Annotated in this window: 21 protein-coding genes; 8 read left to right on the forward strand and 13 right to left on the reverse strand. The window is 72.2% G+C overall.

Features of this window, described 5'->3' with window-relative positions; translation table 11 throughout:
* The first annotated feature begins 2 nt into the window (after positions 1-2).
* Positions 3-1,961 (forward strand): helix-turn-helix domain-containing protein, encoded by a 1,959-nt coding sequence (locus tag SMIR_RS26345; protein ID WP_168491231.1) that lies wholly within the window; start codon positions 3-5, stop codon positions 1,959-1,961.
* 229 nt (positions 1,962-2,190) lie between these two features.
* Here the strand turns inward: SMIR_RS26345 and SMIR_RS26350 are convergent, their stop codons facing one another.
* Positions 2,191-3,270 (reverse strand): glycoside hydrolase family 5 protein, encoded by a 1,080-nt coding sequence (locus SMIR_RS26350; protein ID WP_168491229.1) that lies wholly within the window; start codon positions 3,268-3,270, stop codon positions 2,191-2,193.
* Between the two features lie 589 nt (positions 3,271-3,859).
* Complete coding sequence (locus SMIR_RS26355; protein ID WP_168491227.1) at positions 3,860-4,708, reverse strand: NAD(P)-dependent oxidoreductase; 849 nt, start codon at positions 4,706-4,708, stop codon at positions 3,860-3,862.
* Between the two features lie 427 nt (positions 4,709-5,135).
* Here SMIR_RS26355 and SMIR_RS26360 point away from each other — a divergent pair, with 427 nt between their 5' ends.
* Entirely contained in the window at positions 5,136-6,053 is a 918-nt protein-coding gene (locus tag SMIR_RS26360) for a class I SAM-dependent methyltransferase (RefSeq protein WP_101405315.1), read from the forward strand.
* Positions 6,054-6,143: 90 nt separating this feature from the next.
* Positions 6,144-6,899, forward strand: coding sequence for an SDR family oxidoreductase (locus SMIR_RS26365; RefSeq protein ID WP_168491225.1), 756 nt, complete (start codon positions 6,144-6,146; stop codon positions 6,897-6,899).
* Between the two features lie 15 nt (positions 6,900-6,914).
* Here the strand turns inward: SMIR_RS26365 and SMIR_RS26370 are convergent, their stop codons facing one another.
* The 3 genes from SMIR_RS26370 to SMIR_RS26380 all read right to left on the reverse strand — a co-directional run bounded on the left by SMIR_RS26370 (position 6,915) and on the right by SMIR_RS26380 (position 10,316).
* On the reverse strand, positions 6,915-7,664 hold the full coding sequence (locus SMIR_RS26370) for an SDR family NAD(P)-dependent oxidoreductase (RefSeq protein ID WP_168491223.1): 750 nt from the start codon (positions 7,662-7,664) through the stop codon (positions 6,915-6,917).
* Between the two features lie 109 nt (positions 7,665-7,773).
* Positions 7,774-9,252 (reverse strand): GAF domain-containing protein, encoded by a 1,479-nt coding sequence (locus SMIR_RS26375; protein ID WP_212727465.1) that lies wholly within the window; start codon positions 9,250-9,252, stop codon positions 7,774-7,776.
* Positions 9,253-9,278: 26 nt separating this feature from the next.
* Positions 9,279-10,316 carry a rod shape-determining protein gene (locus SMIR_RS26380; RefSeq protein WP_168491219.1) on the reverse strand — a complete coding sequence of 346 codons (1,038 nt, stop codon included), beginning with the start codon at positions 10,314-10,316 and terminating at the stop codon, positions 9,279-9,281.
* A 296-nt stretch (positions 10,317-10,612) separates the two neighbouring features.
* Here SMIR_RS26380 and SMIR_RS26385 point away from each other — a divergent pair, with 296 nt between their 5' ends.
* Positions 10,613-14,236: a S8 family serine peptidase gene (locus tag SMIR_RS26385; protein WP_212727466.1), complete on the forward strand. Its 3,624-nt coding sequence runs from the start codon at positions 10,613-10,615 to the stop codon at positions 14,234-14,236.
* Positions 14,237-14,335: 99 nt separating this feature from the next.
* On the opposite strand, the gene SMIR_RS26390 is transcribed toward SMIR_RS26385, so the two are convergent.
* The 3 genes from SMIR_RS26390 to SMIR_RS26400 form a co-directional block, all read right to left on the reverse strand.
* A complete protein-coding gene (locus SMIR_RS26390; protein ID WP_168491216.1) occupies positions 14,336-15,694 on the reverse strand; it encodes a carboxyl transferase domain-containing protein in 1,359 nt (452 codons plus the stop codon).
* Positions 15,687-17,204 (reverse strand): acyl-CoA synthetase, encoded by a 1,518-nt coding sequence (locus SMIR_RS26395; RefSeq protein WP_212727467.1) that lies wholly within the window; start codon positions 17,202-17,204, stop codon positions 15,687-15,689. The genes SMIR_RS26390 and SMIR_RS26395 overlap by 8 nt, the downstream gene beginning before the upstream one ends.
* A 208-nt stretch (positions 17,205-17,412) precedes the next feature.
* Positions 17,413-17,634 carry a class I SAM-dependent methyltransferase gene (locus SMIR_RS26400; RefSeq protein ID WP_348774708.1) on the reverse strand — a complete coding sequence of 74 codons (222 nt, stop codon included), beginning with the start codon at positions 17,632-17,634 and terminating at the stop codon, positions 17,413-17,415.
* A 238-nt stretch (positions 17,635-17,872) separates the two neighbouring features.
* On the opposite strand from SMIR_RS26400, the gene SMIR_RS26405 reads away from it, so the two are divergent.
* From SMIR_RS26405 to SMIR_RS26415, 3 genes are read left to right on the forward strand one after another with little or no spacing between them, the layout of a single operon-like run.
* Complete coding sequence (locus SMIR_RS26405; protein ID WP_168491214.1) at positions 17,873-18,487, forward strand: transcriptional regulator; 615 nt, start codon at positions 17,873-17,875, stop codon at positions 18,485-18,487.
* Positions 18,484-19,092, forward strand: coding sequence for a toxin-antitoxin system, toxin component family protein (locus SMIR_RS26410; protein ID WP_422664466.1), 609 nt, complete (start codon positions 18,484-18,486; stop codon positions 19,090-19,092). The genes SMIR_RS26405 and SMIR_RS26410 overlap by 4 nt, the downstream gene beginning before the upstream one ends.
* Positions 19,093-19,098: 6 nt before the next feature.
* Positions 19,099-20,322: a DUF6545 domain-containing protein gene (locus tag SMIR_RS26415; RefSeq protein ID WP_168491212.1), complete on the forward strand. Its 1,224-nt coding sequence runs from the start codon at positions 19,099-19,101 to the stop codon at positions 20,320-20,322.
* A 1-nt stretch (position 20,323) separates the two neighbouring features.
* Here SMIR_RS26415 and SMIR_RS26420 read toward each other — a convergent pair whose 3' ends face one another.
* Entirely contained in the window at positions 20,324-21,400 is a 1,077-nt protein-coding gene (locus tag SMIR_RS26420) for a MerR family transcriptional regulator (RefSeq protein ID WP_168491210.1), read from the reverse strand.
* 156 nt (positions 21,401-21,556) lie between these two features.
* Here SMIR_RS26420 and SMIR_RS26425 point away from each other — a divergent pair, with 156 nt between their 5' ends.
* Positions 21,557-22,462: an ATP-grasp domain-containing protein gene (locus SMIR_RS26425; protein ID WP_527252126.1), complete on the forward strand. Its 906-nt coding sequence runs from the start codon at positions 21,557-21,559 to the stop codon at positions 22,460-22,462.
* On the opposite strand, the gene SMIR_RS26430 is transcribed toward SMIR_RS26425, so the two are convergent.
* The 4 genes from SMIR_RS26430 to SMIR_RS26445 are packed head-to-tail and all read right to left on the reverse strand — an operon-like array spanning position 22,443 to position 25,012.
* Positions 22,443-23,048 (reverse strand): hypothetical protein, encoded by a 606-nt coding sequence (locus SMIR_RS26430; RefSeq protein WP_212727468.1) that lies wholly within the window; start codon positions 23,046-23,048, stop codon positions 22,443-22,445. The two genes, SMIR_RS26425 and SMIR_RS26430, sit on opposite strands and share 20 nt — an antisense overlap.
* On the reverse strand, positions 23,017-23,841 hold the full coding sequence (locus SMIR_RS26435) for an FkbM family methyltransferase (protein ID WP_168491202.1): 825 nt from the start codon (positions 23,839-23,841) through the stop codon (positions 23,017-23,019). Before SMIR_RS26435 ends, SMIR_RS26430 begins: the two co-directional genes overlap by 32 nt.
* Before the next feature lie 17 nt (positions 23,842-23,858).
* Entirely contained in the window at positions 23,859-24,110 is a 252-nt protein-coding gene (locus SMIR_RS26440; protein ID WP_168491200.1) for a Trm112 family protein, read from the reverse strand.
* On the reverse strand, positions 24,107-25,012 hold the full coding sequence (locus SMIR_RS26445; protein ID WP_168500996.1) for a hypothetical protein: 906 nt from the start codon (positions 25,010-25,012) through the stop codon (positions 24,107-24,109). Before SMIR_RS26445 ends, SMIR_RS26440 begins: the two co-directional genes overlap by 4 nt.
* Positions 25,013-25,015: the final 3 nt, after the last annotated feature.

Here is a 25,015-nt window from a genome sequence, read left to right on the forward strand (position 1 = left end):
CCGTGGACTCGACGACCACACACAGTCGGGCCGATGTGGAGCCTGCGGCGCGTCTGCTGCGCCTGCTGCGCGAAGACGCCGCGCAGAGTGAGTACGACGCCCTCCTCGACCGATGCCCTGGCGAGGACCGGCCCCGGCTCGCCCTGCTCGTCGACGACGCCCTGCAGGTACGGGCGCGCCTGGAGGAGCGTCGCCGCCGGGAGGCCGAGCTCGCCGCGCTCTACGAGACAGCGGGGGACTTGTCCTCACTGCGTGATCTGGAGGCCGTGCTCCAGGCCATCGTCCGCCGGGCTCGCAGCCTGCTCGGCACCGACGTGGCCTACCTGATGCTCAACGACGCTCAACGCGGCGACACCTATATGAGGGTGACCGACGGGATACGCACCGACGCGTTCAAGCAGGCGCGGCTGGCCATGGGCGCAGGCCTCGGCGGTCTTGTGGCCAAGACGGCGGTTCCGTACAACACCTCCGACTACTTCGCCGACCTGCGCTTCGAGCACTGCATCGACGACGTCGTAGGCGGCGAGGGGCTGATCTCCATCGAGGGAGTGCCTCTCAAACTCGGCGAGAACGTCATTGGCGTCCTGTTCGCCGCCAACCGCCGGGTCCGCCCCTTCTCCGAGCACGAAGTGGCCCTGCTCGTCTCGCTCGCCAACCACGCCGCCATCGCCATCGAGAACGCGACCCTCTTCCAAGACGTACGCAGAGCAGTCGACGAACTCACCGAAGCCAACGGCGTCATCCGCGCCCACAGCGAATCCATCGAACGCGCCGCCGCCCTGCATGAGCGGCTCACCACCATCGTTCTCGACGGCGGTGGGATGGCCGACGTGGCGCAGACCCTCGCCGAAGTCCTCGGCGGGAGCATCCTCGTCCTGGACCCTCGCGGCCGCACCATGGCCGCCGCCGGTGACGACCCTCTCGTCGAACAGGCCCGCACCGAAGGAGCGCTCCCGGATCCGTGTCCCGCCGCCCTCGCGGTCCGAGACGCCCGGGTGCTGAGCACGGACGCCCGCCGCACCCGCCGTATCCCGGCCGGAGCCGACGGATCCGCTGCCTGCGCCACTCCCATCGTGGCCGGCAGCGAACTCCTGGGCGTTCTGCTGCTCGTCCGCGACCACCTGGACGCCTCAGGAGTACGTTCTCTCGAACGTGCCGCGCTCGTCACCGCGCTGATGCTGCTCAGCGAACGCACCGTCGCCGAGGCCGAGCACCGGCTGCGCGGCGAGATCCTTGAGGACCTGCTCGGCTCCCCGCACCGGGATCCGGAAGGCCTGCGGCGCCGGGCCACCCTGGTGGGCCTCGACCTCCACCGCCCGCACACGGTGTTCGCCGCCCGCTGCCGTGACAGCGCCCATCGGCGACGCATCGCCGATGCCGCGGCTTCGTACGCCGCCCATGCCCGGGGTCTCGCGGGCGAATACCGGGGCGACACCGTCGTCCTCCTGCCGCAGGATCCGGACCCCGACGAGGCCGCCCGCACCCTGGCCGACCACTTGTCGCGGGTCGTGGACAAACTGGTCACTGTCGGCGCCGCGACGGCCGCGCCCGGCATCGACGCCATCGTCGAGGCACACCACGACGCGGCCCGCTGCCTGGACGTCCTGCTCGCGCTCGACCGCGACGGAGAAGGGGCGTCCCCCGGCGAACTGGGCGTCTACGGGCTGCTGTTCCATCAGGCGGGCCGCGAGGAGCTGCACCGCTTCGTGCGCCGCACCATCGGCCCCGTCCTCGACTACGACACCCAGCGCGGCGGCGAGCTCACCCGCACCCTGCTCGCCTTCTTCGCCTGCGACACCGGGCTGGGCCGCACCGCCGCCGAGCTCTACATCCACGTCAACACGCTCTACCAGCGCATCGACCGCATCACCTCGCTGCTCGGCCCGCAGTGGCGCCACGGTGACCAGGTGCTGCAGGTGCATCTCGCCCTCAAGGTCCACATGGTCCTGTCCGCCGCGTGATCACCGGCCGACGCGCAGAAGAAACGATGCCGCCCGCGCAATCGTGGTTTGCCGGCAACAAGGTTGCGGCCCCCCGGAGCCGATCCGAGGGGCCGCAGTCGTGCGTTGCGCGTTCTTTGCACTTGTCCGGGAGAACGACCGGGGAATCGCCGTTCCCTGGTGTGACGTCAGTTCGAGCCGGGAGCGGCCCGATCGGGCCCGTGAGTGACGGGCGGGCCCGGGGGTCGGGTCAGGGCTGGACGGGCTTTCCGCGGCCCCAGGCCCAGGCGAGGCGGTCGGCGCCGGACTGGTTGGTGGTGGCGAGCCACGGGCGGGCGGGGTCGCCGGTGAGGGTCTGCAGGGAGTACGTGTCGTCGGTGCGCAGGCCGGGCCAGTAGACGGAGCCCATCTTCAGCCGGCGGAAGGTGTCGGTGACGGCCTGGACGTAGTTGACGTAGTTGTTGGAGGCGTCCGGCTTGTTGTAGTCGAGGCCGGTGGTCATCGGGGCGCCGAACTCGTCGGCGACGGTACGGCCCGCGCAGTCACCGATGCGCTCCTCGAGGTCGGACACCCACTGGTCGTAGGTGGCGTAGTCCTTCCAGAAGCCGTAGTGGTGCAGGGAGAGGTAGGTGCCCTTCAGGCGCGGGTCGGCGCAGACGGAGGTGACGTGGTCGTTGTAGCCGGCGCCGCTGACGAACACCCGGTCGCGCGGGACGGAGGGGTAGGTGGCCAGCCACTTCGCGGCGATGTCGGCCCACTCGGTGTCGGTGTAGCCGTGGGGCTCGTTCATCGGCTCGAAGTAGACCTGCTTGTCGTTCCTGTAGGTCTTGACCACCGTGTTCCACATGGGCCAGAAGGTGGCGGGGTCGTCGATGAAGCCGTCCTTGCGGGCGCCCGTGCCCTCCCAGTAGGAGACGATGACCTTGAAGCCCTTGTCCGACGCGGCGTCGATGACCCCGCGGTAGGACTTCCAGTAAGAGCCGTTGACCGTGTACGGGTTGATGGGCAGCCGGACGGTGTTGGCGCCGAGGTTCGCGCGGAACGCCGAGATGATCCGGCTCGCCTTGGCGTAGGTCCGGGCGTAGCTGTCGGAGGTCGACAGGCCGGACAGTACGACGGGGTCGTCGGCGTAGTTGTCACGCGGGTCGGCCCAGTTCACGCCCTTGAACTGGGTCGTGTCCTTGCTCGGCGCGGCGTGGACGGGGCCGCCGGCGACGGCCGTGCCGCTGGTCGCGGCGATGGCCGTGCCGCTGGTGCCGGCGATCAGGAGCGCCACGCAGGCGGCGCGCAGGCGGGGCGTGAGGCGGGTTCTGGCGGGGGTGTTGCGCATCGACTTGCCCTTTCAGGTGACTGCGGCTCAGCGCCCGGCGGAGCCTGCGCGGGGCTGGGCGGCCGTCGGAAGGTTCGCCGGGCCGGACGGGACGCGGGGGCGTCGGCTCGCCGTCGTGGGCCCGGTGACGACCGGTGCTGTAGCGGTGGTGCGGTGGTGCTTCGCCGGTGGCGCTTCACCGGTGTGGGGAAGGGTGTGGGGGAGCGCGGGGCGGTCCTGTCGCCCGCGCGGGTGGGCCTCGGCGTACTCAAGGCAGGTGCGGGGCGCGGTTCTTGCGCCGTCTCGACCTCCACGGTCTCCAGACGCCGTGAACCCTCGCCTGCGGCGCTGAACCCATCCGTCCGCTCCTCCCTGATCCACCGACCGGAACGCTGTGTTTACGTAAACATCGGCCGGCACGGCGAGGCCTGATCTCATGGCCGGGGCTGGGTCGGTAGCGATGTTTACGTAAACATGGCGGCGCCGGAATCGTGGCACCCGGGACAGTGATCGTCAAGGTTTCCCGCACGTAACGTCGTTGGGCTCCTGTGGTGGATTCCCGGCACCGGGGCGAGGGGGGTGAGAGGTGGTGAAGTGGCGGAACTGGACGTCAGTCCAGGTCGTCGGGCGTGTGGAGGTGGGCGAGGACCTCCTCCAGGGGGAGGTCGAAGCGGTCCTTGTCGGCGGTCCAGTGGCGCAGAACCGTGGCGCTGGCCTCGGCCAGGGCGGGCGGGAGGCCGGTGGAGCGGAGGGTGGCGGCGATCTCCTCCATCTCGGGGGCCCAGCGCCAGGCGCGGGCCGCGATGCTGGGCAGGTAGTCCACCTCGGCGAGAATCCTGGAGGTGATCGACTCGGCCTCCAGGGTCAGTTCGGCATCCACTCCGTGACGGGTGGCGAGCGCGTGCGAGACGGCGGCCAGGACGCGGGCGGACTTCTGGAAGGAGGCGAAGGCCATCTTCAGTGCCGACGCGGCACCGGCCCCGGCGTCGAGCGGCCGGGCGAGTACGGCGGTGCCCTCGAACACCGCGGCCACCCGGCCGACTGCCTCCGGGTCGCCGCTCAGGTAGAGCCGCGGGGCGCTGTCCGCTCCGGGAGGAGCGCCGATGATCGAGCCGTCGACCATGACGATGCCGCGGTCGCGGCAGGCTCCGTCGATACGCAGGGCCCGTTCGGGGCTGATGGCGTTCGCCTCCACGTAGATGCCGCGGAAGGCGTGCCCGAGGACCTCGTGCGCGACGTCCTCCGCCGCGTGCGGTGGACAGACCGACAGGACCAAGTCGCTGACGGCCAAGGCGGACCCGAGTGACTCGGCCGCCTCCAGGCCGGCCTTCCGGGCCCGCTCGACGCTGGCGGAGCCGCGGCCGGTGGGGACGTGGAGCACCCGGGCCCCGGCGCGGCGTGCCTGGGCGCCGACCTCCGCGCCCATGGCGCCGGGGTGCAGGAGTGTCACGGTCGTCATGAACGGTCCTCGTGGAGTCGGGGGAGATGGATGAGGGGGAGGTGGGTGAGGGGGAGATAGGCAAGGGGGGAGATGGATGAGGTGGAGGCGGGCGACGGGAGAGAGATTCACGTTACGAGGAAGATCCGCCGGGCGCGGGGTGTCGCGGCGCGACCCCGCTCCGTGGCCGTCGCTCCCTCCTGACCCGTCATTCAGCTGATGGCGCGGCACATCGCGACATGCGTAACCCTCTCGTGGCCCAAGCATCATTCACGCGTTCCCCTTTAGGGGGCCGATGTTCGCTGTGATTTATCTGTGGGACGTTTACGCTTTACCGTCCTTTGGGCGTTGGATCCCCACTGCGCAGCCGGTCGTCATCAGGGTGTGCGCACCTTCTGTCCCCCCGCGTACGCAGCACTTCTCCTATACCTGCGAGGGTCAAAGAGCCATGCGAGCGTTACTCACCACCAAGACCGCCAGGCGCGCCCTGCGTCCGATCGCCGACCTCATCGATCAGCGCATCGAACGCCAGATCCGCCGCTCCATCGGGGACGGATCCGAAGGCGGACTCCAGCGCGAGCTGGCGACACTGCGCAACCGTCAGCGCCCCCTCGAACTGCTGATCGACGGGACGGGACGCGGCGTGTCGCGCATGCCGGCCCAGGTCCATCTCGACCGCGCCATCGAGGAGTTGGCGCAGGTGAGCGGGGACAGGGGCGGTGCCGAGCGGAACATCGCCCAGGCGTTCCGGCTGCTCATCGCTCTGGAGGCGCTCGGGGTCGGCCGGATCGCCGGTGGCACCATGAACATCTGCGGCAAGCTCTCCGCCGTCCCGCTGCTCGACCCGCCGAACGACGAGATCCTCGAAATCGGCACCCTGTACGGGATGTTCGGCGCGGCCCTGATCCGGATGATGGAGCGCGCGGGACGCGACCCGCGTCTGACGATCGTCGACCCGCTCGCGGGCCTCCAGTTGCAGCCCGGCACCACCGAGGGGGCCGACCCGACGGGCACTCCCGTGCGTGGCGCCGCGGTGCGCGCCAATCTGGCCCTGGTCGGCGCGGCCGGTGCGGCGGCCCGCGTCCAGCAGGGCTTCTCCGAGGACCCCGAGGTGCGCGCCCTGGTCTCCGACCGTTCCTACGGGGTGATCATCGTCGACGGTGACCACTCCGCCTCCGGTGTCGCCGCGGACCTGGAGTGGGCCGAGCGGATCGTCGCACCCGGCGGGATCGTCGTACTCGACGACTTCGGGCACCCCAAGTGGCCCGGTATCAAGGAGGCCTTCGACAAACACATGGCGACCGACACGCGGCTGACGTTCCTCGGCCAGGTGGCGAACTCGGGGTATCTGCGCGCGAGTGCGTAGAGAGGCGTTGCAGGGGGTCTGCCCATCGGTCCCGACTCGTGATAGAAGCGGCGGAAGGGGATTGTCGGATACTGAGAATGGGGTTCTGGCATGAAGGCTGTGGTGGTCGGGGCGTCGAGTGGACTGGGCCGGTGCATAGGGGTCGACCTGGGGCGCCGCGGCGACCAGGTCGCCCTGCTGGCACGTCGGCGCGACCGGCTGGTCGACGCGGCGAAGGAGGCGGGCCCGGACGCGCTCGCCGTCGCCTGTGACGTGACCGACGAGTCGTCCTGCCGGGCGGCGATCGAGGAGGCCGCCGCCGGGCTGGGCGGCATCGACGCCCTCGTCTACGCCACCGGCATCGGCCCCCTCGCCCCGGTCGAGAAACTCGACGCCGACGCCTGGCGCCGCGCCATGGACACCAATGTGATCGGCGCGGCGCTGGTCACGAGCGCCGCGCTCCCGCATCTGACGAAGTCGGGCGGAGTCGCCGCCTACCTGTCCTCCATCGGCGGCTCGCTCACGCCGTCCTGGCCCGGGTTCGCCGCCTATCACGTGAGCAAGGCGGCCCTGGAGAAACTCGTCGAGGCCTTCCGCGTCGAGCACCCGAGCGTGGGCTTCACCCGGTTCGTGGTCGGGGACTGCGCGGGCGGGGAAGGGGACTCCAGGACCGGGTTCAACGACGGCTGGGACCGGGAGTACGCGGCGCAGGTCTACCCGGTCTGGCGGCAGCGCGGCTATCTGACGGGTTCCCTGCTCGACGTGGACGAGTTCCTCCGTGTCCTCGACGTCGTACTGCGCTGCGGCGGCACCATCCCGGAGGTGACCGTGACGCCGCGCCCGCCCGTCCAGGCGTCCCGGGCCTGATCCAAAAGACGGGCCCTAGCGGCCCAGCGCCGCACCTCCGTTGATGTGCAGAAGTTGCCCCGTCAGGTAGGCCGCCTCCGGTGACGCCACGTACCGGACGGCGGCGGCGATCTCGGAGGGGTGACCCGGCCGGCCGGTCAGGGTCTGGCCGACCCGGGAGGCGACGAACTCCGGTGTCGCGCGGGCGCCGAAGAACTCCGTGTCGCCGACGAAACCGGGGGCGACCGCGTTCACGGTGATGCCCTCGGGGCCGACGCGCTGCGCGAGGGCGTAGGTGTACGTGTTGACCCAGGCCTTGGAGCCGCCGTACGAGCCGGGCCCGCGCAGCGAGGCGATGGAGGAGAGCTGCACGATACGGCCGCCGGGGCGGCGCATGTGGGGGAGCAGGGCCTCGGTGAGCAGGACCGCGGTCAGTACGTTGGCGTCGAAGTTGTCGCGGTAGCTGTCCGCGATGGAGGCGAGCGTGCCGTCTGGTTCGCGGGCCGCGTTGCCGCCCGCGTTGGCCACCAGTACGTCCACGGGGGTCTCGTCCGCCGTGATGAACTCCCTCACGCGGCCCACCTGTTCGGGGTCGGCGAGGTCCCCCGCGCACCAGCTCGCCGTCGACTCGCCGTACTGGCCGTTCAGGGTGTCGGCCGCCTTGCGCAGGACGTCCTCGCGGCGGCCCAGGAGCACCACCCGGTCCCCGTCAGCGGCGAACGCCTCCGCCGTCGCCAGGCCGATCCCGGTACCGCCGCCGGACACCACCACACGTCGCTGAGTCATGGCCATCCCGTCCTCGGATGTGAATATCGGTCATGTGAGCGTACGGGCTGCGACGCTACGGAGGCCCTGGGGGGACGTCAAGTGGGTTGTGGGCGCGGCTCACAGGGGCTCACAGGGGCGACCGCCAGGTGACCGTCGTACCCGAGCCGCCGCCCTCCGCACGGCCGTTGCCCGTGTCGCCGTCGTCGAAGACCGTCAGGCGGACCCCGGGGCGTCCGTCGGGGAGGGGCGCCGTCGCGTCGACCGTGATCTCGACGCGGGAGACACCGGCGCGGCGGGAGACGGCGGCCAGGGCGCGGCGCAGCGCGGTGAGCAGCCGGCCGGCGACGGGCTCCACGAGAAGGTTCTCCACCGCGCCGGTGAACCCGATGGACGGCTGGAAACCCAGCACCGCGGCCGCGCCCGCCGCCTCCCGCAGGACCTTGCCGCGGAAGGTGGTGGGGGCGTCGGCCGGAGGCTGCTGGAGCGCGAGGATCGCCGTGCGGACCTCCTGGACGGTGGACTGGAGTTCGTCGACGGCACGGCCGAGGATCGCGTGCGCGTCGTCGTCCGCACCGGCGCTCCTGCGTTGTGTGGACTCCAGCATCATGCCGGTCGCGAACAGCCGTTGGACGACGAGGTCGTGCAGGTCGCGGGCGATCCGGTCGCGGTCCTCGTAGACCGCGAGCCGCTCCCTGCTGTGCTGGGCCTCGGCGTGGACCAGCGCCAGCGCGGCCTGTGAGGCGAACTGGGTGGCGAGCAGCCGCTCCACCGCGGTGTACGGACGGCCGCCGCGTCGGCGGGGGAGGGCGAGCGTGCCGATGAGACGGCCGCCCGCCTGGAGCGGCAGCATCATGCTCGGCCCGAACCGGTGCCGTACATGCGTGGTCATCCGCGGGTCGGTCGCCGAGTCGTCGATGAACACCGGTTCGCCGCCGAGGAGTTGTTCGAGGACGGGGCTGCCCGGCTCGATCACGGCGCCGACGATGTCGGAGGGGTCGTCGAGCGTGGAGGCGGTCACGACCTCCATGCCGCCGTCCTCGGTGGGCCGCAGGATGACGCCGGCCTCGGCCTTGGCGAGACGCCGGGCCCGTTCGGCGACCGTCATCAGCGCGTCGGCGGCGCTCTCGCCGCTGAGCAGCGCGGTGGTGACGGCCGCCGCGCCCTCGATCCAGCGCTCGCGCTGTCGCGCCGTCTCGTACAGCCGGGCGTTGCCGATCGCGATGCCGGCCTGGGTCGCCAGGACCCGTACGAGTTGCTCGTCCTCGTCCGTGAACGGGGCGTCGCGCCTCCCGGTGAGGCGCAGGTCGCCGAACACCTCGTCGTCGACGCGGATCGGTACGACCAGCTCCGACGGCTCGGGCGGCTTCGACGGCTCGGGCGGCTCGGGCGCCCGGGGAGGGCCGGCGAGATCGGGGCGTTCCGCCGTACGGATCTCCTTGAGCCCGTCCCGCGCCGGATCGGTCATGTCCAGCGCCGCGTACGGGGCGTCCGTGAGCTCGGCGGCGGCGTCCACGATGTGCTGGAGCGTGGCCCGCAGTTCGAGGTCGGTGCCGACGCTGAGGACGGCTTCCAGGAGCGACGGCAGGCGGGGGACCGGATCGTGCATACCGGGGACTTTCCGAGGCCCGGCCGTCAGAGCGCCAGCGGGTCCAGGATCAGCGGCTCGATCTTGCCCTCCAGCATGTAGCCCAGGCCCTGCACCGCGCACACGTCGGGACGCTCGGCGATGTGTACCGGCATGCCCGTCGCCTGCCGCAGCATCTGGTCCAGGCCCGGCAGCAGCGCGCTGCCGCCGACCATCATGATGCCGCGGTCGGCGAGGTCGGCCACCAGGTCGGGCGGGCAGGCCCGCAGCACCTTCCCGATCCCGTCCAGTACGGCGGTCAGCGGGGTCTGGATGGCGTCGCGTACGGCGGCGGTGTCGACCTGTACGGAACGGGCGAGGCCGGTCGCCACGTCCCGCCCGTGGATCTCCGTGGACGTCGGGCCGTGCGGGGTGAGGCCGTTGCCGGAGAGGGCGAGCTGCAGGGGCCGTACCGACTGCGAAGGAAGCATGAGCTCGTGCTGGTGGCGCAGGTGCTGCACGATCGCGCGGTCGACGGCCTCGCCGCCCACCGGAATGCGCTCGGCGGTCACGATGGACCCCAGGGACAGCACGGCGACCTGGGTGGCGGCCGCCCCGCACACCATGATCATGGTGGCTTCCGGCCGTTCGACGGGCAGCCCGCACCCGACGGCGGCGGCGATCAGCGTGTCGACCAGTTCGACCCGCCGCGCCCCCAGCCCGACCAGCGTCTCGATCGCGGCGCGCTGCGCCAGCGGGTCGGCGTCGTGCGGGGTGCAGGCCGCGGCGCGCAGCCGGGGCTTGCGGCGCAGGGCGCGGCGCACCTTGTCGCCGAGCAGCTGGCGCAGCATGCGCTGGGCCATCTCGATGTCGACGACCGTGCCGCCGGACACCGGCCGCATGACGCGGATGTAGTCGGGGGTACGGCCCGTCATCTTCTCCGCGAACTCGCCGACCGCGATCAGCGCGCCGTTCCTGGTGTTGATCGCGGCGACGCTAGGCTGATCGACGACCAGCCCCGCGCCCTTCACGTACACCCGGGTCCGGGCCGCGCCCAGGTCGACGGCGAAGTGGCAGCGGCGCAACCGCTCGAGGCTGGCGGTCATGGCAGGTCCTCCCGAGAGCAGACCGTGGGGCTCCGCCAGGTGGCGGTCCTTCCTCACATCGTGGACGGGCGCCGGACCAGGCGCCTTTCGTGGGGGGCCGGGCGGGGTGCCGCTGGATGGGTGGTCCTCTCCGGATGCCGGATGGGTGGTCTTGTCCGGATGGGTGCTCCCGGCGCCCTGGCGGAAACCCGCCAGGGCAGTTTCTCGCCAGGTTCCGTCAACTCCCGCGCACCACCGGCCCCCCGAAACTCTTCGCAGCACCGGAGCCACCATGTGCCGACGAGGAGAGGTCATCGATGACCAGAGGACCAGTCAGACGGGGGGCGGCTCTGCTGTCCGCCGGGCTCGTGCTCGCCGTACTGCCCACGGGGCGGGCGGGCGCGGCCGAGGCGGCCGCCCCGGCCCCGACGCGAACCGCCTCCGTCACCCACACCGTCACTCTCGTCACCGGCGACAAGGTGACCGTCACCGACCTCGGCGCCGGAAAGAAGACGGTCACGGTCGAGCGGCCACGGGAGGCCACGGGGGCGGTCCGCACCCAGGTGACGAACGGCGCCGTGACCGTCGTACCGGACGAGGCGCTGCCCTATCTGCGGGCGGGCACCCTCGACCGGCGGCTGTTCGACGTGAGCGAGCTGATACGGCAGGGGCTCACCGACGGGAAGACGGCCGAGCTGCCGCTGATCGTGACGTACGGGAAGGGGGCGCGCGCGGCCGCTTTGCGCGGGGCCGAGCAGAAGCGCGCGCTGCCCAGTATCCGGGGCGCCGCCGTCGCCGCCGACAAGGGGCGCACCTTCTGGCAGTCCCTCACCCGGCAGGGCGGGACGGTCGACAAGGTCTGGCTCGACGGGCGCGTGCACGCCGACCTCGCCGAGAGCAACGCCCAGATCGGCACGCCGCAGGCCTGGGAGGCCGGGCTCACCGGGAAGGGCGTCACGGTCGCCGTGCTCGACACGGGGGTGGACGCCGACCATCCCGACCTGGCCGGACGGGTCTCCGTCAGCAAGAGCTTCATCGACGGGCAGGAGGTCGCCGACCGCAACGGGCACGGTACGCACACGACGTCCACGGTCGGCGGCAGCGGTGCCGCCTCCGACGGCAAGGAGCGGGGCGTCGCGCCCGACGCGACGCTCGCTGTCGGCAAGGTACTCAGCGACGAGGGCTCGGGCAGCGACTCGGAGATCATCGCGGGCATGGAGTGGGCCGCGCGGGACGTGCACGCCAAGGTGATCTCCATGAGCCTCGGCTCGACCGAGGCGAGTGACGGTACGGATCCCATGGCGCAGGCGGTGAACACGCTGTCCAAGGAGACCGGCGCCCTCTTCGTCGTCGCCGCGGGCAACACCGGCGCCCCCTCCTCCATCGGCTCGCCCGGCGCCGCCGACGCCGCGCTGACCGTCGGCGCGGTGGACTCCGCCGATCAGGCCGCCTACTTCACCAGCGCAGGACCGCGCTACGGCGACAACGCCCTCAAGCCCGATCTGTCCGCACCCGGCGTCGACATCCTGGCGGCCCGCTCCCAGCTCGTCGCCGGCAGTGGTTACTACACCTCCATGAGCGGTACGTCCATGGCGACGCCGCATGTCGCCGGTGTGGCCGCCCTGCTCGCCGAGAAGCACCCCGACTGGACCGGCGCCCAGCTCAAGGACGCCCTGATGTCGACGTCGAAGCAACTCGACGCGTCCGCCTATGTGCTGGGCTCGGGCCGGGTGAGTGTGCCGGACGCGATCGACGCGAAGGTCACCGCCACCGGGAGCGCCGACCTCGGTTTCTACAGCTGGCCGTACGAGGCGAACCAGCCCGTCACGAAGACCGTGACCTACGCCAACTCCTCCGACGCGGCGGTCGAGTTGAGCCTCGCCGTGCGGGGCGCCGCCGACGGGGTGGCCACCCTCGCCGACTCCACGCTCACCGTGCCCGCGCACGGCACCGCGTCGACGACCGTGACGGGCGACGGCTCGAAGGCGCCCGTGGGCGACACCTCCGGGCAGATCGTCGCCTCCGCCGGCGGCACGCCCGTCGCGCACACCGCGTTCGGGCTGGTCAAGGAGGAGGAGCGGTACACGCTCACCGTCCACGTCAAGGACCGCGCGGGTGAGCCGACCGCCGCCTACCTCGCGGTGCAGCAACTCGCGGCGGGCGTGGACCCGTTCCCGGCCTCGGTCGACGACTCCGGCACCCTGAGACTCCGGCTCGCGCCGGGGGCGTACAACCTGACCTCCTTCCTCGACGTGCACGGCAGTCACGGTGCCGACTCGCTCGGGCTCGGCTTCCTCGCCGCGCCCGAGATCACCCTCGACCGTGACCGTGAGGTCACCCTCGACGGACGGCAGCTCCGGGAGATCCGGGCCGAGGTGGAGCGGCGGACCGAGACCCGGCAGCTGCTCATGGAGTACGACCGGAACGCGGGCGGCTCCGACCAGTTCGGCGCCGTGCAGGTGCCCGTGAAGTACGACAGCATCTTCGCCGCGCCGACCGCGAAGGTCACCCAGGGCACCTTCGAGTACCGGACCGTGTGGCGGCTGGGGAAGCCGTTGCTGGAGGTGAAGGGCGTCGGCGAGGCGGTCGCGCAGCCGGGCGCGACTCTGATCGAGGGGCGCCGCGAGCTGCCGCTGGTGGACGTCGGGACCGGACCGTTCACCGGGGTGAGCGGCAAGGCCGTGCTCGCGACACTCGCCGACGGTGTCGAGCCCACCGCCCTCGCTCAGGCAGCCCAGGACGCGGGCGCCAAGGCGCTGTTCGTCACCGACGGCGCGGCCGGGCGCCTCAACGCCTGGTTCGGCACGGACGACTACGCCGACCGGCCGCTGCAGGTCGCCACGGTGAACGCGGCGGACGCGGCACGGCTGCGGGCCGCCGGGCGTGTGGACATGACCGGGACGCGCAACACGCCGTACGTCTACGACCTCTCGGAAGGGCACGAGGGGGCCATTCCGCGCGGCGACCTGACGTACGAACCGGGCGCGCGTGAACTCGCCGTGCTGGGCACCAGGTTCCACGCGGTCAAGCCCGTCTCCGGCAGCGAGTTCCGCTACTCGGTCACCGACGCCTTCCCCATCGGGATCGGCTTCCAGGAGCGGATCGACTACCCCGCCGAGCGGACCGACTACGTGTCCACGGGCACCGGACAGACGTGGATGGAGTCCGTGAACCTCGGGGCGGGCACGCTGGAGGAGCGCAGCGGGCTCGTCCACTACCGCGGGGGCTCGCACACGACGCTGAACTGGTTCAAGCCGGTCTGGCACGCGTGGCTCGGCACCGGGCTCGGCTGGGGACAGGAGCGCGCGGGCAACCAGATCCAGTTCAACACGCCCGGCTGGGGCGACTCCGGGCCCGACCACACGGGCTTCGGCGACGTGTGGAGCGACGACACCGGAATGACCCAGTTCACGTCCGTGTACCAGGACGGCACCCTGGTCGACCGGCGCAAGAGCTCCGGCGCGTACGTGTGGGACGCGCCCGCCGACGAGCACACCTACAAGGTCGTCACGGACACCACCCTCGACCCCGACCGCTGGACCCTGTCCACCAAGGGCCATTCCGAGTGGACCCTCCGCTCGGCGGCCACGCCCGCGGACCGCTGGACGTTCCTGCCGCTCGTCAACCTCGGCTACGACATCGACACCGACCTCGCGGGCGCGGTGCGCGGCGGCGGCCGGGTGCCGGTGGGGATCCACGCCGAGTACGTCAAGGGCGCGCCCGGCACCGGGACCATCGGGGGCGGGAAGCTGGAGGTGTCCTACGACGACGGGAAGTCGTGGCAGACGGTCCCGCTGTCGGGCGGTGGTGGCGCGGCCTCCTGGAAGGGGACGTTGAGCGTGCCGCGCGGCGCGGAGTTCATCTCCCTGCGGGCCTCGGCACGGGACGACCGGGGCGGCTCGGTGAGCCAGGAGGTCATCCGGGCGGTGGGGGTACGGTAGCCCGCCTCCGTCCCCTGTGAACGGGCGGCGCCGGTTCCCCTTGGGAGGGGGGAGCCGGCGCCGCCGCTCGACTTCGGTTCAGTGCGCCGGGTGGCACGTTCAGCGCCCCGCGTGCTCCACGATGCCCCGGACCACGCCCAGCTCCACCAAGTCCTGGGGCCGGATGCGGAGTTGGTCCGCCGTGGCGTGCACCTCGCTCGCCGGGCGCTTGAGGATCGCGGCCGCGAGCTCCGGCGCGATGACGGAGAAGTAACTGTCCGGCGTGGCCCAGGTGTTGCCGGGCGCGGCCAGCGCGAGCGCGCCGCCCGAGCCGCCCTCGCCGATCACCAGGGTGGTGACGGGTGTACGGGCGGTGGCCACCGCGGCGAACAGGTCCGCGATCGCCGAGCCCGCGCCCTGCCGCTCGGCCTGAGCGTCGTTGGCGGCGCCCGGGGTGTCCACCAGCGTCAGTACGGGGACGCCGAGCCGGCCGGCGAGCCGGATCAGCCGGGCGGCGGTGCGGTATCCGGCGGGGCGGGTCGCGGTCCCGCACTGGGCGGCGTACGCCACGGTCCGCCCCGCGGGTCCGGAACCGAACCCGCACAGCATGCCGTCGTCGCTGCCGCCGCAACGGTCGCCGCTGATCGCGGCGCGGCGCGAGAAGTAGGCGTCCAGGTAGGCGGCGGCCCGGGGGCGTTCGGGGGAGCGGGCGTGCCGGACGGCGTCCCAGCCGGTGGCGGGGAGGACGGGGGCGCCGAGGGCGGACGGCGGAGGGACGGGCTCGACCTCGCTCCCGACTTCGGCCGCGGGTGCGGTCAGCAGGGCCAGCCACAGCGCCAGTGTCTCCCGCAGCTCCTCCTCCCGTACGACGGCGTCCACCGCGCCCGCCGCCACCTGGGCCTCGGCCGTGTACGCCGCCGGGTCCGCGCCGGGCGGGCGGACCCGGGAGCCGGCGAAGCCGACCTGGGAGCCGGGCAGCGCCAGGGTCACGTCGGCGCCCGCACCCAGCGTCGCCCAGCCACCGCCCGTCGTCGGATCCCGCAGCACGGCGATCTGCGGCAGCCCCGCCTCCCGGGCGAGCGCCGACTGCCGTGCCACGCGCTGGAGCTGGGTGAGCGCGAGCATGCCCTCCTGCATCCGGCTGCCACCCGTCGCGACGAGCGAGACGACCGGCAGGCGGTGCTCGCGGGCATGGGTGTAGGCCGCCTCGACGCGGTCGCCGGTGCGTTCGCCGAGCGAGCCGCCGAGGTAGCCGAACTCGAAGGCGATCAGTACGGCGCGGGTGCCACCGATGACCGCGGTGCCGCAGACGACGGACTCGTCCTCGCCGGTACGGGTGACGGCGCGGCGGCGCGAGTCGTCGTACCCCTGCCAGGACAACGGACCGTTCGGCTTGAACACCCGCATGGGTACGGGCAGTTCACGAAAGTCATCGCAGGCCAGGGCGATGGCCTCGCGGGCGGAGAAACGCTCAGTCATGCTTCGGGGCCTTTGCGACGGCGTCGGGGAGGGCTCGCTTGAGAATCTTGCCCATGTCGTTGCGCGGCAGCGACGTGAGGAAGCGCACGGTCCGCGGGCGTTTGTGCGGAGCGAGGCGGCGGGCCACGTGGTCGGCCAACTCCTCGGCGGCGGGCGGGGCTTCGGGATCGGCGGGGACGATCCAGGCCACGATCCGCTCGCCCAGGTCCTCGTCGGGCTCACCGGTGACGGCGGCCTCGTGCACGGCCGGATGCTCAAGCAGCGCGTTCTCGATCTCTCCGGCGCCGATCTTGTAGCCGCCGCTCTTGATCAGGTCGGTGGCCTTGCGGCCGACGATGCGTACCGAGCCGTCGGGGTCGACGACCGCCATGTCGCCGGTGCGGAACCAGCCGTCCTCGGTGAACGCGGCGGCGGTCGCGTCGGGCCGGTTCAGGTACTCGGTGAAGAGGTTCGGCCCCCGGACCTGGATCTCGCCGACGGTCTCGCCGTCATACGTGCCGGTGGGAGTGCCGTCGGCGTCATATGAGGCGATCGTCGTCCCGTCCTCCTCGACGAGCCGCACGTCGACGCCGGGCAGCGGCACTCCGACGGTGCCGGGCCGGGGTTCCCCGTCCACCCGCACGCTGGTGTTCATGAGGGTCTCGGTCATGCCGTACCGCTCGAGGACCCGGCGTCCGGTCGCGGCCGTGATCCGCTCGTGGTCGTGCACCGGCAGCGCGGCGGAACCGGACACGAGCAGCCGCGCCCCGCCGAGCGCCTTGGCCAGTTCGGTGTCCTCGACCAGCGCCTCGGCGAGCCGGTGGTACATGGTCGGCACCCCGAACAGCATCGTCGCGCCCGTGCCCAGCTCCCGCGTCACGCCCTCCGCGCTGAACCTGCCCAGATGCCGCACCGCCGCGCCGCGCCGCAGCGGGCCGAGGATGCCCAGGATCAGCCCGTGCACATGGAAGAGCGGCAGCCCGTGCACGAGCACGTCGTCGCCGGTCCACTGCCAGGCGTCGGCCAGCGCGTCCAGGGTCGAGGCGATGGCGCGCCGCGGGATGACGGCACCCTTGGGCGGGCCGGTGGTGCCGGAGGTGTAGACGACGAGGGCGGGGGCGGCGGGGTCGTCCGGTTCGGTGCCGGGGCGTGCGGGGGTGTCCTGACCGGCCGCACCCACCTGGACGTCGACGCGCGCCAAGTCGCTCACGGGCGAGGGGAGTTCGACGCCCGGCTCGGCCAGTACCAGCGACGGCGCGCTGTCGCCCAGAATGTGCCCCAGTTCCCCCTCCCCCGACTTGGGGTTGAGCGGCACGGCGGGCGCCCCGGCGAGCAGCGCGGCGACGACCCCGACGGCGGTCTCCAGGGACGGCGTCGCCCACACGGCGACCCTCTCCCGCCCGTCGAGCCGCGCGGCCAGCGCACCCGCCGAGGCGGCGAGCTCCGCGTACGTCAGGGACCGGTCGCCGAAACGCAGGGCGGGCCGCCGTGCGGTCGAACCGCTGACCAGGGCGGGGAAGAGGGAGGACACGCGGGGTACTCCTTGCCGTAGGGACCTGCTGGAGGACGTGCTGCCGGTGACAGTCACCACCGTTCCTACACCAGCGCGAGGGAAACTCGCCGCCGCGCTCACTCCGATGACGCCCTCGGCCCCGTCGAGGCGAGCCGTCGCCGGGTACCCGCGAGCGTGGCGAGGTCCTCGGCGAGGCGGAGTTCGACCGTGTCCAGGGCGACATGCATCAGCCGGTGCAGCCGGGCCCGGTCGGGGGCGCCTTCGTGCAGGGGCGGCCATCCGGTGGCCGGGGTGAAGGGTCGTCGACCACCACCGTGCCGCCCTGAGTCAGGAGGCGGGCCGGGTCGGCCGGGTCGTCGCTTGGCGTCTTGCCGGTGCCGCCGCCGTCCAGGACCAGCAGGTCGTACGGGCCGTGCTCCTCGATCCGCCGCCAGTCGCCGTGGATCACCTCGCCCGCCGCACGAGCGGGGGGAGGGTGGCGGGGTCCGTAACGGCGTGGGCGTCCGTTCCTGAGATCGACATGAAGGAGATCGTGCGCAGTCATGGGGCCCGGGAGGTGGGGAGAGGGAGCGATCGTTCTTGAATCGGGAACGATCGTTCGGAAAGCATGGCGCGGGCCCCGCGGGGGACCGTAGTCTCGGCCCACAGCGTGACAATTTGACGGATCAACTGCCGGGAGTGCATGGGTGAGTGCGTCGCTGCCTCCTCTTCGCGAGACACTCGCGCGTCTCGACGCGCACCTCGTCGAGAAGGGCCTCGAGCGCGGGGAGTTCCTCGACGTACGGGAGTTGTCGAGAAGAACGGCCCTGGCCGAGGGGGAGGTCCGGGCGCTCCTCGATGGCGCGGGGGTGCTTGACGACAAGGTCGACGACCGGATCCGGGGACGCGTCCGCGCGCTGTACGAGGCGTATCTCGACGAGAGCGGGAAGCGGCCCGCCGATGTGTGCCGGGACGTCGCCGCGCGGCTCGGCATCAGTGACAAATGGGCCCGCAGCCTGCTCAACGGCGACAAGATGCCGAACGTGCCCGACCTCACCCGGCTCGCGGAGTTCTTCCGGATCGAGGAGGGCACGAAGTTCTTCACCGATCCGGCCCCCGTCGTCCTGAACGGCGCACTTCAGCGCGTCGTCGGTGAGCTGGAGGGCGGCGCCGAGGACGGGCCGCTGCTCAGGTTCACGCTCAAGCACGGAGTCGTCACCCTCGCCCTGCGGGGCCGGCGGCTGACGCCCCGCAAGCAGGAGGCGCTCGCGCTCATGCTGGAGGGTCTGCTGAGCGGCGAGAGCGAGGAGGTGGATCGATGAGGCCTTTCCACACCGTGTGGAAGCGCGCCACCGCACTGCTCTCCCGCCGGGTCGACTCCGAGATGCATGGCCTCGCCGTCGAGCTCATCCGCGCGCTGAAGAAGCGATTCGACGCGCCCGTGGACGTACGGGAGTTGGCCGAAGCCCTCTGCCAGGAGATGAGCCGGCGCCGCGACGACCGCCCCATCCAGCTCCGCTTCGAGCGCTTCCCCGACGAGATCGAAGTCACGGGTCTGTGGATGGAGTTCCACGACTTCGACCTCGTTATCGTCGAGGAACGCGCCGAGACGGTGCAGCAACTCGTCATCCTCGGACATGAGTTGTGGCACATGATGGCGGGGCACTCTCACTCCCACCACCACTACGCGGGTGCGGCGGCCGCCGCAGGCGCGCTGTCGGACGACCCCGGCTGGCAGGAGATCGCGCTCACCGTCGCCGCCCGCAACGGCTCGCACGAGGCCGACGAGGCCGAGGCGGAGGACTTCGGCCTGCACCTCGCCAGCGTCTTCCGCTCCTGGGTGACCGGCCCGCGGACGAAGAGCCCCGTCGACCCGGTCGGACAGGCCATCCAGGCCTCCCTGGGCTACCGCGGACCCCAGGACTGACCGGCGATGAATCCTTCCCGCTTCTTCGCCGGGCTCTACATCTCCTTCTGGATCCCGACGGCCGTCCTCACCGCCGCGCTGGCGATCAAACTGCCCAGCATCGTCAAGCTGTGGAAGGACCCGCTGCTGCGTGCCGTCGGCGGCCTGCTCGTCCTCGCCTGCGGCGTCTTCGTCTTCGCGGCACCGGCGACCATCGCCTGGACCAACCGCGTCACCGGCGTACCGAACATCGCGGCCCCGCTGGTCTACAGCCTCATCACCGCGTTCTGCGGCGCCTGCCTGCTCCTGATCACCGCATGGCGCAACGGCATCTCCGACCGCTCCGGCGCCACCCGCGGCGCCACCCGCTGGGTGGTCACCGTCTACGCGAGCGTGATCGTCGCGCTGTGGGTGCTGTTCGCGCTCGCCGACGTCCCCGTCGAGCGGATACGGGACCTCGACACGTACTACGCCAACACCCCCTTCATGCGCGAAGAGATCGTGCTCTACCTGCTCGCGCACACCGCGGCAGCCCTGATCACGTCCAAGCTGATCTGGAACTGGATCCGCACCGGCGGACTCGACGTCTGGCTGCGCGGCGGTCTGAAGTTCCTCGGCGTCGGCTACGCGATGAACCTGCTCTACGACGGTTCCAAGTTCTCCGCCGTCGTCGCCCGCTGGACCGGCCACGACCTCGACTGGCTCAGCACCGGGCTCGCCCCGCCGGTCGCCTCGCTCTCCGCCATCCTCATCGCGGTCGGCTTCATCCTTCCGCACACCGGCCAGTATCTGCACCGCCGGGTTCGCACCCGGCTCGGCCACTGGCACCTGCGCCCCCTGTACCGCCTGATGGGGACCGTCACGGGCGGCGGACGCGTCCCCTTCAGACTCCGTGCCACCCCCGAACTGCGCCTGACGCGTCGTGAGACGTTCATCCGGGACACGCTGCTGAACCTGGCCAGGTTCATCGACGAGGACCTCCGGCGGAAGGCGTACGACGCCGCCCTCGGCCTCGGCTTCGAGTCCGGCCGGGCGGGGGCCCTCGCCCACGCCGTGACCATCCAGGACGCCATCGCGACCAGGCAGCGCACCCGCCAGGACGACGCCGCCGCGTCCCTCAACACGCCGGACACGGAGAACCTGCTGGCGGAGATCGATGCCGTGTCCCGGGCGCTGCGCCACCCCGCCGACATCAGGGCGGTACGCGAGGCCGCGGCCGTCGCGGCGCAGAGCGTGCACGCCTCACCCTGAGTCAGCCGAGCCCGTGACCCCCGTCGGCCTCCACCACGTCCGCCACCACGCAGCTCACGTTGTCGGGGCCGCCGCCGTCGATCGCGGCTTCGACGAGGGACCGTACCGCCGTGTCGGGAGCCGAGGCCGAGCCCAGCAGCCGCTGGAGCTCCTCGTCCGCCACGACGGTGGAGAGCCCGTCCGAGCAGAGCAGGTAGCGATCCCCGGGCAGGGCGTCGCACAACCGCAGATCGGGTACGACCGCGTCGGCGCCGCCGGTGAGTGCCTTCAGGAGCAGGGCGCGTTGGGGATGGACGGTGGCTTCCTCCGGAGTGAGCCGGCCCTCGTCGATCAGCGACTGGACCATGGTGTGGTCGTGCGTGATCCGGAACAGCTCGCCGTCGCGCAGGAGATAGGCGCGGGAGTCGCCGATGTGGACCAGTCCGAGCTGGGATCCGGTCCACACCATGGCGGTGAGGGTGGTGCCGTCGTCCTTGCCCGGTGCGGCGTCCTGGACGGCCCGCGCGGCCCCCCGCACCGCGTCCTCCAGAAGGTTGAGGACGCTCCCGCCCGGAAGGGGTTCGCCGTCCAGGGACTTCAGGGCCTCCACGGCCGCCGTACTGGCGGGCGCGCCGCTCGTGCCGAAGCCGTCGGCCACGGCGAGGACGTGGGCGCCCGCGTGGGCCGTGTCCTGGTTGGCCGGGCGGACCAGACCGGTGTCGGAGAGCGCGGAGTATCGGAGTTCGAGCATGGTGGTGTCCTTCCTCGACGTGTACGAGAGGTGGTCCACGAGGAACGTCACGAGCTCCCGCCGGCCGGCGGTCTCGGCCTCGACCCGCGCCCAGTAGGCACGGATCTCCCGGGCGGCGGACGCGCCGTCCAGAGCGCACACCTGCCGGATCCGGGCCAGCGGCATCCCGATCCGGCGCAGCCACGCCACCAGCCGCGCCCGCTCCAGCTGTGTGACCGCGTAGTACCGGTACCCGGTCTCCGGGTCGACCCGGGCGGGCCGCAGCAGCTCCAGCTCGTCGTAGAGCCGCAGCGCCTTCGGCGACAGCCGGCACGCCTTCGCGAAGGCCCCGATCGTCAGCATCTCCATGCGCCCACCCGTGGTCGTGTCGTGCCCGTCATGCGCTCCTCGTTCCACCACCGATGCTGCGGCTTCACCGAAGGTGAAGGTCAAATGGGTTGCCGAAGTTCCCCCGGCGGTTGTTAGCCTCCCCGGGGATCAGCCGTTCCGAGGATGGAGTCCGCTGTGGCCCGCACCGCCGCCGCCCGCGCCCGTATCGCACTCGCCACCTACCGGCCCGAGGAGGGCGCGGAGAGCCTGGACCGGGATCTGCCCGTGCTGAGGGCGGCCCTGGAGGACGCCGGGGCGGAGGCCGTCATCGGGTACTGGGACGATCCGGACGTCGACTGGTCGGCCTTCGACCTCGTGGTGATCCGGTCCACCTGGGACTACAGCTGGCGGGTGGCGGAGTTCGTGGCGTGGGCCGAGCGGTGCGGGAAGCTGACACGGCTCGCGAACCCGGCGGCGGTGGTGCGGTGGAACACCGACAAGCGGTACGTCGGCGATCTCGCGGAGGCTGGGGTGCCCACCGTGCCGACCCGGTACCTCGCGCCGGGTGAGCCCGCGGAGTTTCCCGACGACCGCGAGTACGTCGTGAAGCCCACCTCCGGCGCGGGTGCGCGGCTCGCCGCCCGGTACCGTCCCGAGGAGCGGGAGACGGCCCTGCGACAGCTGGAGCGGATGCACGACCGGGGACTGACCGCCATGGTCCAGCCCTACCTGACCAGCATCGACACCGCTGGTGAACGCGCCCTCCAGTTCTACGGCGGCCGCTTCCTGCACGCCAGCCGCAAGGCCGCCGTCCTCGAACCCGGCACGGCCTACGACGCGGACAAGGTCGCGCACCCCCGCCTGGAGCCCTGGCAGCCGACCCCGGCCGAACTCGCCGTCGCGGAGCGCGCGCTGGCGGCCGTACCGGAGCGGACGGACGGCTCGGAGCTGCTCTACGCCCGCGTCGACCTCGTCGACGGCGACGACGGGAAACCGTGCGTCATGGAGCTGGAGCTCGTCGAGCCGAACCTGTTTCTGTGGCTGCACCCGGAGTCGGTGCCCGTGGTCGCGGAGGCCGTCGTCAAGGCCGCTCTCCGCTGACGCCCACGCGCTGCAGCAACCCCCACGTGAACTCCGCCGCGCACTCCCGCGGGACACCCGAAGCGTCCGGGGCCGTGAACGCCAGGCCCCAGCGGGTCGGGGCCGTGCCCTCCAGGGGGCGGGCGGGGGCGAAGGCGCGGGCGACCTCGTCGACCGTGCAGGACCAGGGGCGGAGGTCGTCCAGGGTGCGGGGTTGTGGACCTGTGAGCCCCGGGGCGCGGACCAGCCACTCGTTCCAGGCGACACCGTTCGGGGCGACGAGGACCTCGAAGCGGAGGTCGGGCCAGAGGGGGACGGGCCAGAGCAGGGCCTCGCAGGCCAGGTCGCCGATCCGGCGCGGGGTGACGGACTCCGGGGCGCCGAGGATCGAGCGGTAGCGGGAGGTCGCCGCCCGCGAGCGGGGGGCGTGCAGCATCGCCTGCCAGCGGCGGTTCGCCTCGCGCATGTCGGCGATCGAGACGCCCAGCTCGTGGCGGGCGTCCTCGACCAGGCCGGGGTTGTGGTCGGCCATGCGGCGCAGCAGGACCAGTTGGAAGTCGAGCGGGGTGAAGGGGCTAGCGGGTCGCTTGGCGGGCATGGGGTCCATGGTCGCGTATCGGGAGGGAGCCCGGTCGGCGGCCGTCCGGGAGGAACAGGACCGAGTTGACGTAACGGGGGCCGCGCGGGGGCAGGACGCGGCGCAGCAGGCCCTGGGCGACCACGTGGGAGGTGCGTGCCTGGCGGGCCTCCAGAGGGAAGGTCGCCAGGGGCAGCCAGGTGGCGGCGGGCAGAACCCAGCCCGTGTAGCCGCGCTCGGTGAGATGGTCGACCACCGGGGCGATCGGCTGGATTCGGGACTCCAGTTCGATGAAGAGGGCCGGGCGGTCGCGGGTCAGGAGGGCCTCCGCGCCGCGCAGGACCGCGAGTTCGTTGCCGTCCACGTCGATCTTGACGAAGTCGACGTCGTGGAGGCCCAGGCTGTCGAGGGTCACGCAGGGGACCTCCAGCGCGCGGGCGTGTATGTCCCGGCGGACCAGGGACGACACGCCCCGGTCGCCCGCGTCGTCCGGCGGGAGCCAGAGCCGCGCCGTGCCTGGGCGGTCGGAGGCGGCGGCGCGGACCACTCGGACGTTGGAGGGGGAGGTGGCGCAGAGGAGTCCGGCCAGGTGGGGGACCGGTTCGACGGTCACCACGCGGTGGGCCAGGACCGATAGACGCTGGGTCCAGGGGCCGTACCACCCGCCCACGTCCACCGCCGTGCCGCAGCCGGGCGGGCAGAGGTCCGTGAGCCGGCCCAGTTCGGGTTCGAAGCGCGGGTAGACCAGCCGGGCGGTCGCCGCGACGAGGCGGGTGGGGAGGTGGGGAGCGAGCCGGGCGGCCCAGGTCCTTGTCGTCTTCATCGTGCTCGTCGTCCTCGTCACGGGACCATCCGCTTGAGGAGTTCCTCGTGCTCGTCCTCCGTGACCTGCTCCCCGGAGGACGGCAGCAGCTGCGGGATGCCGTCGACGATCGGGTAGCGGCGGCGCAGGCGCGGGTTGTACAGCGCCTCCCCGGCGCTCGGTTCCGTCCCGGAGTTCGGCGCCTCGTCGTCACTCAGGGGCAGCAGGTGCAGTGGGCCCTTGTCCAGCGGGCAGGCCAGGATCTTCAGCAGCGGGTCGTCGGGGTTCATGGTGGCGTCAGCTCCTTGGCCGCGATGGGGGGTTGGGGTGCCGCGTCGTGTTTGGGCATGACCAGCAGCACGGACACCGCGAGGGCGGTGCCCGCCAGGCGCAGTGTCAGCCGCACCGGGTCGTGCGGCAGCGCCTCGCCGAACGCGAGCGTGCCGAGCACCGCCGTGAACAGGCTGGTCACCGTCGTACAGACCGGCACGATCAGCGAGGCCCGGCAGCGCTGCAGCGCCGCCTGGGACATGACCAGGCCGAACGCGCCGGTGAAGAGAAGGAGGTAGGGGTACGGGGAGCGGAGCACGTCGACCACCGCCCCCGCCAGGTCACTGGTCGTCAGATAGCTCGACACGCCCTTGATGGCCAGCGAGCTCACCCCGTACAGCAGGCCCACCGCCACGCCGTACTCGACGCCCGTCGTCGGCATCCGGTGCCGGTGCCGCGCACGGCGCTCGGCGGCCCCGTACAGCCACAGGCCCGCCGCCAGCGACGGCAGACAGACGGTCAGGATCAGCGGCGCGGGGGCACTGCGGCTGACCCGGTCCGAGCCCTCGCGCAGGGAGAGGACCACCATCAGCAGGGCGAGCAGGATCGCGCCGAGCGCGTACCGCTCGCGGCCCGACGTCTCCTCGCCGAGCAGCCGGGCGGAGAGCAGCACCAGCAGCACGAGCCCGGAGACGAAGATGCCCTGGGCGGCGGCGATCGGCAGGGTGCGGTAGACGGCGAGCTGGGCACCGAAGCCGGAGGCCAGCGCCAGTGAACCGCCGATCCACAGCGGGCTGCCGAGCACCAGCCGCAGCAGCCGGGCGGGGCGGCGGATGTCGACCTCGGGCAGTGCGGCGAGCGCGCGCTTCTCCAGGACGAATCCGGTGCTGTACAGGACGTTCGCCAGCAGGGCCGCGGCCACTCC

The sequence above is a fragment of the Streptomyces mirabilis genome (assembly GCF_018310535.1).
Taxonomy (GTDB): Bacteria; Actinomycetota; Actinomycetes; order Streptomycetales; family Streptomycetaceae; genus Streptomyces.

What these genes read in the sequence shown, in the direction of transcription:
- SMIR_RS26440 (WP_168491200.1), bottom strand. Translation starts at nt 24,110, where the DNA reads ATGAACCCCGACGACCCGCTGCTGAAGATCCTGGCCTGCCCGCTGGAC.
- SMIR_RS26410 (WP_422664466.1), top strand. Translation starts at nt 18,484, where the DNA reads ATGAGGCCTTTCCACACCGTGTGGAAGCGCGCCACCGCACTGCTCTCC.
- SMIR_RS26420 (WP_168491210.1), bottom strand. Translation starts at nt 21,400, where the DNA reads ATGGAGATGCTGACGATCGGGGCCTTCGCGAAGGCGTGCCGGCTGTCG.
- SMIR_RS26380 (WP_168491219.1), bottom strand. Translation starts at nt 10,316, where the DNA reads ATGACCGCCAGCCTCGAGCGGTTGCGCCGCTGCCACTTCGCCGTCGAC.
- SMIR_RS26365 (WP_168491225.1), top strand. Translation starts at nt 6,144, where the DNA reads ATGAAGGCTGTGGTGGTCGGGGCGTCGAGTGGACTGGGCCGGTGCATA.
- SMIR_RS26430 (WP_212727468.1), bottom strand. Translation starts at nt 23,048, where the DNA reads ATGGACCCCATGCCCGCCAAGCGACCCGCTAGCCCCTTCACCCCGCTC.
- SMIR_RS26370 (WP_168491223.1), bottom strand. Translation starts at nt 7,664, where the DNA reads ATGACTCAGCGACGTGTGGTGGTGTCCGGCGGCGGTACCGGGATCGGC.
- SMIR_RS26350 (WP_168491229.1), bottom strand. Translation starts at nt 3,270, where the DNA reads ATGCGCAACACCCCCGCCAGAACCCGCCTCACGCCCCGCCTGCGCGCC.
- SMIR_RS26435 (WP_168491202.1), bottom strand. Translation starts at nt 23,841, where the DNA reads ATGAAGACGACAAGGACCTGGGCCGCCCGGCTCGCTCCCCACCTCCCC.
- SMIR_RS26360 (WP_101405315.1), top strand. Translation starts at nt 5,136, where the DNA reads ATGCGAGCGTTACTCACCACCAAGACCGCCAGGCGCGCCCTGCGTCCG.
- SMIR_RS26385 (WP_212727466.1), top strand. Translation starts at nt 10,613, where the DNA reads ATGACCAGAGGACCAGTCAGACGGGGGGCGGCTCTGCTGTCCGCCGGG.
- SMIR_RS26415 (WP_168491212.1), top strand. Translation starts at nt 19,099, where the DNA reads ATGAATCCTTCCCGCTTCTTCGCCGGGCTCTACATCTCCTTCTGGATC.
- SMIR_RS26390 (WP_168491216.1), bottom strand. Translation starts at nt 15,694, where the DNA reads ATGACTGAGCGTTTCTCCGCCCGCGAGGCCATCGCCCTGGCCTGCGAT.
- SMIR_RS26375 (WP_212727465.1), bottom strand. Translation starts at nt 9,252, where the DNA reads ATGCACGATCCGGTCCCCCGCCTGCCGTCGCTCCTGGAAGCCGTCCTC.
- SMIR_RS26355 (WP_168491227.1), bottom strand. Translation starts at nt 4,708, where the DNA reads ATGACGACCGTGACACTCCTGCACCCCGGCGCCATGGGCGCGGAGGTC.